Origin of the sequence: Arthrobacter sp. H14 (assembly GCF_000520495.1) — a bacterium.
Classification (GTDB): Bacteria; Actinomycetota; Actinomycetes; order Actinomycetales; family Micrococcaceae; genus Arthrobacter_C.
On record NZ_KI914671.1, the window covers coordinates 28,218 to 29,496 of the forward strand.

The 1,279-nt window shown below is 62.5% G+C and carries 3 protein-coding genes; all 3 read right to left on the minus strand.

Translation table 11 applies throughout. The features are described 5' to 3' along the window. The coding region (locus Y707_RS30030) for an ATP-dependent DNA ligase (RefSeq protein ID WP_035782060.1) at positions 1-598 on the minus strand (598 nt) is incomplete at its 3' end. A 58-nt stretch (positions 599-656) separates the two neighbouring features. Beyond that, the gene (locus tag Y707_RS0116005) at positions 657-917 is read right to left on the minus strand and encodes a hypothetical protein (RefSeq protein WP_026535830.1); all 261 of its coding nucleotides are present in this window, start codon (positions 915-917) and stop codon (positions 657-659) included. A gap of 28 nt (positions 918-945) precedes the next feature. Next, positions 946-1,279, minus strand: a 334-nt coding sequence (locus Y707_RS0116010) for a transposase (RefSeq protein WP_026535831.1), incomplete at its 5' end; no start/stop codon positions are given.

Here is a 1,279-nt window from a genome sequence, read left to right on the forward strand (position 1 = left end):
GCTTGTTCTTGAACATCACCCGCTTGTCCTGCCGGTACAGCAGGTCGCGCGGCTTGGCGATCACGCCGTCGAGCCCGGCCCCCTCATAGCGGGTGAACCAGTCCTGGGCCACGTCGACGTCGTCGGTTGCGGGGGTGATGTAGACGGGCGGGCGCGCTTCGGACAGGAGCTCTTCCAGCAATTCACGACGGCGGGTCATCGGTTCGTCTGTCAGGTCCGTGTTGTCGATGGCCAGCAGGTCGAAGGCGACGAAGCAGGCAGGTGTCCTCTTGCTTAGCAGCTTCACCCGGCTGTCGGCCGGATGGATGCGCTGCTGCAGGGCCTCGAAGTCCAGCCCTTGGCCCGTGGAATCGACGACGACGATCTCGCCGTCGAGCACGCAGCGTTCGGGAAGGTTGGCCTTCAGCGCCTCGACGACTTCAGGGAAGTAGCGCGTCATTGGTTTGCCGTTGCGGCTGCCAATCTCAACCTCGTCGCCGTCGCGGAACACGATGGAGCGGAAGCCGTCCCACTTCGGTTCGTAGAGCTGATCCGGCGGGATCTTCTTGACCGGTTTGGCGAGCATCGGCTTGACGGGAGGGACCACGGGTAGCTGCACAACGCCAGCCTAACCTGACAGTGAACGGAATCACAGGAACATATCCTATGGTCTTGGCTTAGTTGCGGTTGGCGAGCAGGCGCTCGACACGTGGTTTGACCTCGGTGGCCAGCAGGGTGAGGGACTCAAGGAAGTGCTCCTGCGGCAGACCGCCGATGTCCATCTGCAGGAAGTGGCGCATGTGGCGCAAATAGCCGTGCAGGTGGACGATGCGTTCGGCGACCTCGTCCGGGTCCCCGATGTAGTACGCTCCGGGCGCTTCCGCCTGGGCCAGATAGTCCCGTTTGTCCGGGGCCGGCCAGCCGCGCAATCGGCCCATCTCGACGTTCAGGACTCTTCTATGTCTGTCAAGCGGCTTCCTGTACCTTTTTCGTCCGGGCTTCGGCAGCCAAGATCCTGAACACACGACGGGCCAGATAGCGTTTGACGCAGCGCCGGATCTCCTTGTCCGTTTTGCCCTCGGCGCGACGTTTCTCGACGTAGTCGCAGGTTTCAGATTCATAGGTCATCCTGGTGATCGCAGCCATGTGCAAGGCGCTGTTGAGCCTTCTATCGCCACCCCGGTTCAAACGATGCCGCACCGTGTTGCCCGACGATGCAGGGATGGGATTCACTCCGGCCAGACAGGCGAAGGCAGCCTCGCTACGGACCCGTCCCTCATGGGACCACGCCACCAAACAT